Genomic DNA, 6,786 nt, shown 5'->3' on the forward strand with positions numbered 1-6,786 from the left:
ACTCCTTCCCCGGCTGCAAGCCATCCACGACAAGATCGTGGGCATCAGCGCCCGGTTCGTGCACCTGGTGGCCACCGAGACACCGMCCTCGGATGCTGTCAAGAGCCAGCTTGCAGCGCTGCTGACCTACGGCGAGCCCTGCCCGGCAGGGGCGGGCAAGGCCGACGACGCACTGGTTTTCATCGTCTCGCCGCGTTTTGGCACCGTTTCCCCCTGGGCCTCCAAGGCGACGGATATTGCCCACAACTGCGGCCTGGCCGTCAAGCGCATTGAGCGCATCACCGAATACCGCCTGACGCTGAAATCCGGATTTTTCAGCAAAACCGCCTTGACGGATGTCCAGCGCGAACAGGTCGCCGGCCTGCTGCACGACCGCATGACGGAAAGCGTGATGCTGGATCGCGCGCAGGCTGCCGGCCTTTTCACCGAACTGCAGGGTGCGCAGCTGCAAACCATCGACGTGCTGGGAGGCGGCAAGGCAGCGCTCGAAATGGCCAATGCCGAGTTCGGCCTGGCACTGGCAGCCGATGAAATCGACTACCTGGTCAATGCGTTTACCCAGCTCAAACGCAACCCGACCGACGTTGAACTGATGATGTTCGCCCAGGCCAACAGCGAGCACTGCCGCCACAAGATCTTCAACGCCGACTTCACGATTGACGGCGTGGCGCAGGAGAAAAGCCTGTTCGGCATGATCCGCAACACCGAAAAACTCCACCCCCAGCACACGGTGGTGGCTTATTCGGACAACGCTTCGGTCATGGAAGGCTATAAAACCCAGCGGTTTTATGCCAAAAATAGTGACAAAACAGCCTCAAACCCAACAGGGACAAGCGCGAGCAGCTATCAAACTTATAGCGCTCTGGATGACGTGCTGATGCATGTGCTGATGAAAGTCGAGACGCACAACCATCCCACAGCCATTTCCCCCTTCCCGGGCGCCTCCACCGGCGCGGGCGGGGAGATCCGCGATGAAGGCGCGACCGGCCGCGGCTCCAAACCCAAGGCGGGCCTGACAGGTTTTACGGTGTCCAGGCTGTTTGACGCCGCCGCAGACTCTTACGGCAAGCCCGAGCACATCGCCAGCCCGCTGCAGATCATGACGGAAGGCCCACTGGGCGGCGCGGCCTTCAACAACGAGTTCGGCCGGCCCAACCTCAACGGTTACTTTCGCGAATACGAGCAGACCGTAGGCGGCCAGCGCTGGGGTTACCACAAGCCCATCATGATCGCCGGCGGTGTCGGCACGATTGATGCGGCGCTCACTAAAAAAATCCTGTTTCCGGCCGGCACACTGCTGATCCAGCTGGGCGGCCCCGGCATGCGCATCGGCATGGGCGGCAGCGCGRCCAGCTCCATGGCTTCGGGCGCCAATGCGGCCCAGCTTGACTTCGACTCCGTGCAGCGCGGCAACCCGGAGATCGAGCGCCGCGCCCAGGAAGTCATCAACCAGTGTGCCCAGCTGGGTGCGGCCAATCCGATCCTGGCGATCCACGACGTGGGCGCCGGCGGCTTGTCCAACGCCTTCCCTGAACTGGTGAATGATGCCGGGCGTGGCGCGAAGTTTGACCTGCGCGCCGTGCCGCTGGAAGAAAGCGGCCTCTCGCCCAAGGAAATCTGGAGCAACGAAAGCCAGGAGCGCTACGTGATGGCCATCGCGCCAGAGTCGCTGCCTCAATTCCAGGCTTTTTGCGAGCGCGAGCGCTGCCCCTTCGCCGTGATTGGCGTGGCAACTGAAGAAAAGCAACTGGTGCTGTCCGACAAAGACGCGGCCCCGCCGGTGGATATGCCGATGAATGTGCTTTTGGGCAAGCCGCCTAAAATGCACCGCGACGTGAAGTCCGTCAAGCACACCATCAAGCCCATCGACCTGACGGGCGTCGATCTGCAGAAAAGTGCGATTGCGGTGCTCAGCCACCCGACCGTCGCGTCCAAACGTTTCCTGATCACCATCGGCGACCGCACCGTGAGCGGCCTCACGCACCGCGACCAGATGGTCGGCCCGTGGCAAGTCCCGGTGGCTGATTGCGCCGTTACCCTGGCCGACTACAGCGGCTTTGCGGGCGAAGCCATGAGCATGGGCGAACGCACGCCGCTGGCCACCGTCAACGCAGCTGCTTCAGGCCGCATGGCTGTCGCCGAAGCCATCACCAATCTGCTGGCCGCGCCGATCGAGCTGCCGCGCGTCAAGCTGTCCGCCAACTGGATGGCCGCCTGCGGCGAGCCCGGCCAGGACGCCGCGCTCTACGAAACCGTCAAGGCCGTGGGCATGGAGCTTTGCCCGGCGCTGGGCGTGTCGATTCCCGTCGGCAAGGATTCCCTGTCCATGCGCACCGTGTGGAGCGACGGCGCTGGCAGCAAGAAAGTCACATCGCCTGTCTCGCTGATCGTGAGCGCTTTTGCCACACTGCCCGACGTGCGCGGCACGCTCACGCCACAGCTGAACCGTGATGAGGCCGACAGCACGCTGATCCTGGTTGACCTGGGCAAAGGCCGGAACCGCATGGGTGGCTCCATCCTGGCGCAAACGCTGGACAAGGAAGAGGGCGACGTTCCCGACCTGGACGACCCGAAAGACCTGGTCAACCTCGTCAACGCCATCAATGCACTGCGCAAAGAAGGCAAGCTCATGGCCTACCACGACCGCAGCGACGGTGGCCTGTTTGCCGCGGTCTGCGAAATGGGCTTTGCCGGCAACGTCGGCGTGTCGCTCAACATCGACATGCTGCTGGTCGAAGGCGACGGCATTTCCGACAGCCGCATGGATACGGGAGACAGCAAGAACTGGGCAAGCCAGGTCGGCGCGCGCCGCGAAGAACTCACGCTCAAGGCGCTGTTCAATGAAGAACTGGGTGTTGTCATCCAGGTGGCCACGTCGGCACGCAACGAGGTCATGCAGACCCTGCGTGAGCACGGCCTTTCCAAATTCAGCCACTTCATCGGCAAGGCCCGTCCGCAGCACGCTTCGCTCGAAGTCGGCAAGGGCGAGATCCAGGTATGGCGCGACACCAAGGCCGTGTTCTCGGCCACGCTGCAGGACCTGCACCAGGTCTGGGACTCGGTCAGCTGGAAGATATGCCAGCAGCGCGACAATCCTGACTGCGCCAATAGCGAACACGCGGCCACCGGCAATCCCGCCGACCCGGGCCTGCATGTAGCGCTGACTTTTGAGCCCGCCAAAGTACCGGCAGCGCCCGCGCTCAACCTGGCGGCGAGGCCGCGCGTGGCAGTGCTGCGCGAGCAGGGCGTTAATTCGCATGTAGAGATGGCCTATGTTTTCACCCAGGCTGGTTTTGAAGCCTGCGACGTGCACATGACCGACCTGCAAACCGGCCGCGCCAGGCTGGCCGATTTCAAAGGCATCGTGGCCTGCGGCGGTTTCAGCTACGGCGATACCTTGGGCGCCGGCATAGGGTGGGCGCGCTCAGTCACCTTCAACCCGGTGCTCTCCGAAGAGTTCAAGGCGTTCTTTGCGCGGCAAGACACCTTCGGCCTGGGCGTGTGCAACGGCTGCCAGATGTTTGCCGAACTGGCCGACATCATCCCCGGCGCCGAGGCCTGGCCGCGTTTCACCACCAACCGCAGCGAGCGCTTTGAAGCACGCCTGAGCATGGTCGAGGTGCTGGAATCCCCCAGCATCTTCCTGCAGGGCATGGCCGGCAGCCGCCTGCCGATCGCCGTCGCGCATGGCGAGGGTTATGCCAATTTCGCCTTCCGGGGCGATGCGTCCAAGGCGATTGCCGCCATGCGTTTTACCGATAACGACGGCAAAGCGACGGAAGCTTATCCGGCCAACCCCAACGGCAGCGCCGGCGGTTTGACAGCCGTGACCACGGCCGATGGCCGCTTCACGGCCATGATGCCGCACCCCGAGCGGGTGTTCCGCAACATCCAGAAGAGCTGGACTTCGGGCGACACCAGCGAACGCAGCCCGTGGATGAGCCTCTGGCACAACGCGCGCAAGTGGGTCGGATAAATCCTAGCGGCTTTAGCGAGGAGCTGGCGGCGCCACCGCCGCCCCCTCAATGCCATGGCGCGCAAGCGCAGCCGCCACAAAGCCGGAAGCCTTCATCTCCTCGACAAACGCACCCAGGTAACGCGCCCCAGCCTCACGGCCTTTGGGCAAGCCCATCGCCTGGCTGATCACCATGAATCGTCCCGGCAGAAGGCGAGTGCCCTCTACGCGCTTGGCATCGGCCTCCATTTGCTGCTTGACGCCCGCCGCCACCTCGATATTTTGCGTGATCATCACGTCAGTCACCGCTGGTGAAGTAGGGGCCTTGACCAGTTTTGCGKCCTTCAATTCGCGGGTCAGGTACAGGTCGTAGGCGCTGCCGTTGCCGACCACAATGCGGTTGGCCGCCTGGTCCACGTCTTCATTGCGCCGGATGGGTGAGTCGTTTCGTACCAGGTAGGCCCCTTCGATGATGACGTAGGGCGGCGTCTGCAGCATGTCGGCACCGCGCACCGGGTCTATTGCGACAAAGGCGATATCGACCTGCGCGTCCCTGACCGCCTCCACCACTTTGCCTGCTGAGGTGAAGGTCACCAGCTCCACGGGCACGCCCAGGCGCTTGCCGAGCTCGTTGGACAGGTCCACCGAGACGCCGCGCGGTGAACCGTCCGGCGTGCGAACCGCCAGGATGGGGTTGCCGAAATTGATCGCGGCACGAAGCTTGCCGGAAGGTGCCAGCTCGGCGACAGGCGCAGGCGGCGCAGAGGCGCAGCCCAGTAGCGCGAAAACCGCCAGCGCCAGCATCGCTATCGCGACAAGCCACCACCACAGGCCGTTCGAGCTGCGCACCTCCCCTGGAGACAGGCCGTCCCCCCGGTCCGGTCCCGCGTCGTCGCTCGCGCCGTCCACCGCATCCTTGGCTTCCTTGAGCCCCATGCCCGTCAGGCCCCGCAAGCGGCGTACAGCCTCTATCTTGTTACCTTGGTCCAGTGCCTCCTGCACCTGCGCGGGCAGGGGTGCGCCGGCGGGCAAGGCTTTGGGTGCAAAGCCCGTGACCGGTGGCTCGCCGCGCATATAGGCTTCCAGCGCGTCCTTGGTTTCCTTCAGGCCCAGGCCTGTGCCGTCGCGCATCAGCCTGATGGCCTCGACCAGATTGCCACGCTGCAAAGCGTCCTGCACGGGCTGGGGAAGGCTGGGGGCGGAAAGAGGTTCAGGGTGGTTCATGCACGCCTCGACTGCGCGGACGGAGGCCGGGAAAAGACAAGGCGTTTGGACATGGTGGCTCCGAAAGAGTGAGAGCCATTGGAACGGCCCCCGCCACCAACGTCAATCGGCAATTCGCCCCATCAAGCGAGTCCCAAGAAAAAAAGCAGCCCAAAGGCTGCTTTTTCAGAAAGGAAAACGGGCAGGGTATCTGCTACGCGAGTCGCTTATTCCACCTTGGCTTTTTTGCGCAGGTCTTCCTGGAATGCTGCCAGCTTTTGCTGCTGCATCTGCTGGGCAATCTGCGGCTTCACTTCCTCGAAGGAAGGGAGCTGGGCTGTGCGAATATCGTCCACACGAATGATGTGGTAGCCGAACTGGGTCTTCACCGGGGTATCGGTGGTCTGGCCCTTGTTGAGCTTCACCAATGCCTCGTTGAATTCGGGCACATAACTGGAAGGATTGGCCCAGTCCAGGTCGCCGCCCTTGGCACCGGATCCGGGGTCCTTGGATTTCTTCTTGGCGATGTCATCGAACTTGCCGCCCTTTTTCAGGCTGGCAATGATCTCCTTGGCCTCGGCTTCCTTTTCGACCAGGATGTGGCGGGCCTTGTATTCCTTGCCGCCATTGGCTGCCGCAAATTTGTCGTATTCGGCCTTCAGCTCGACATCGGTCACGGGATTCTTTTTCTGGAAGTCTGCAAACAACTCGCGGATCAGGATGGTCTGGCGCGCCAGTTCCATTTGCACCTTGACGTCGTCACTGGAAGACAAGCCCCGCTTTTCGGCTTCCTGCATGAACACTTCGCGCGCAATCACTTCTTCACGAAGCTGGCCTTCCATCTCAGGCGTCACCGGCCGGCCGGATTTGGCGACCTGCTGCGCCAGAGAGTCCAGGCGCGACTTGGGAACGGCCTTGCCGTTCACGATGGCCACGTTCTGCGCCATGGCGCCTTGCGCGCCCAACGCCAGCAGCGCTGCTACGGCGGTACTGAGTAACAGATGTTTCTTCATGATGTTTTTGTAGTCCTTTTGGTAATGCTTGAAAGTTTGGCAAGATGCGCCGACTTTGCCGGGCTCTGTGCCGAGCCTGGGCCCATCAGCACAGATTCAGGGTGACTCGATGACTTCAATCGCCAGGGCATGAAGGCCCTGATCAATGAAATTTTGCATTGCATCATACACAAGCCGGTGGCGCGCAACCCGGCTCTTGCCAGTAAAGAGCGGGCTGGCAATGCGCACGCGAAAGTGGGTGCCGTAGCCTTCTGCGTTGGCGCCCGAATGTCCGGCGTGGGCGGCGCTCTCGTCCAGTACTTCAAGGCGTGTGGGCTGAAGCCGCGCCTTGAGTTGCTGTTCTATCTCCTGGGTGTTTACGGGCCGGACACCGGAAACGCCGGCGTTCATGGTGTGGCGCCTGGTTTGATGTGCTTGTTAAGGTATACGGCCTGTGCCAGCACAAACACCACCATCAGGCCCAGCCCGCCAAACAGCTTGAAGTTGACCCAGGTGCTGGTGGAGAACGTGAAAGCCACCCACAGATTGAGCAGGCCCATCACGGCAAAAAACCCCACCCAGCTGAAATTGACCACGCGCCAGATCGGGTCAGGCAGGTTCATCTGCGCGCCCATC

The 6,786-nt window shown here is 62.5% G+C and carries 5 protein-coding genes and 1 pseudogene; 1 reads left to right on the forward strand and 5 read right to left on the reverse strand.

Features of this window, described 5'->3' with window-relative positions:
• Window positions 1-3,976 (forward strand): phosphoribosylformylglycinamidine synthase (purL, locus tag AC1D0Z_RS13885; protein ID WP_477658814.1); only part of this gene is annotated, 3,976 nt, incomplete at its 5' end.
• Window positions 3,977-3,988: 12 nt separating this feature from the next.
• Here the strand turns inward: purL and AC1D0Z_RS13890 are convergent.
• The 5 genes and pseudogenes from AC1D0Z_RS13890 to AC1D0Z_RS13910 all read right to left on the reverse strand — a co-directional run.
• Window positions 3,989-4,759, reverse strand: a complete 771-nt coding sequence (locus tag AC1D0Z_RS13890) for an ABC transporter substrate-binding protein (RefSeq protein WP_477658818.1) — start codon at window positions 4,757-4,759, stop codon at window positions 3,989-3,991.
• Between the two features lie 102 nt (window positions 4,760-4,861).
• Window positions 4,862-5,179: pseudogene (locus AC1D0Z_RS13895) on the reverse strand (hypothetical protein); the annotation flags it as partial.
• A 206-nt stretch (window positions 5,180-5,385) separates the two neighbouring features.
• Window positions 5,386-6,171, reverse strand: a complete 786-nt coding sequence (locus tag AC1D0Z_RS13900; RefSeq protein ID WP_477658815.1) for a peptidylprolyl isomerase — start codon at window positions 6,169-6,171, stop codon at window positions 5,386-5,388.
• 96 nt (window positions 6,172-6,267) lie between these two features.
• Window positions 6,268-6,561: a BolA family protein gene (locus AC1D0Z_RS13905; protein ID WP_477658816.1), complete on the reverse strand. Its 294-nt coding sequence runs from the start codon at window positions 6,559-6,561 to the stop codon at window positions 6,268-6,270.
• On the reverse strand, window positions 6,558-6,786 hold a 229-nt coding region (locus tag AC1D0Z_RS13910; RefSeq protein WP_477658817.1), incomplete at its 5' end, for a septation protein IspZ. The genes AC1D0Z_RS13910 and AC1D0Z_RS13905, both read right to left, overlap by 4 nt.

It is taken from the genome of Polaromonas sp. P1_E3 (assembly GCF_056405935.1).

Excerpts from the sequence above, each read along its gene's own strand:
- AC1D0Z_RS13905 (WP_477658816.1), bottom strand. The coding sequence starts at position 6,561 with ATGAACGCCGGCGTTTCCGGTGTCCGGCCCGTAAACACCCAGGAGATA.
- AC1D0Z_RS13900 (WP_477658815.1), bottom strand. The coding sequence starts at position 6,171 with ATGAAGAAACATCTGTTACTCAGTACCGCCGTAGCAGCGCTGCTGGCG.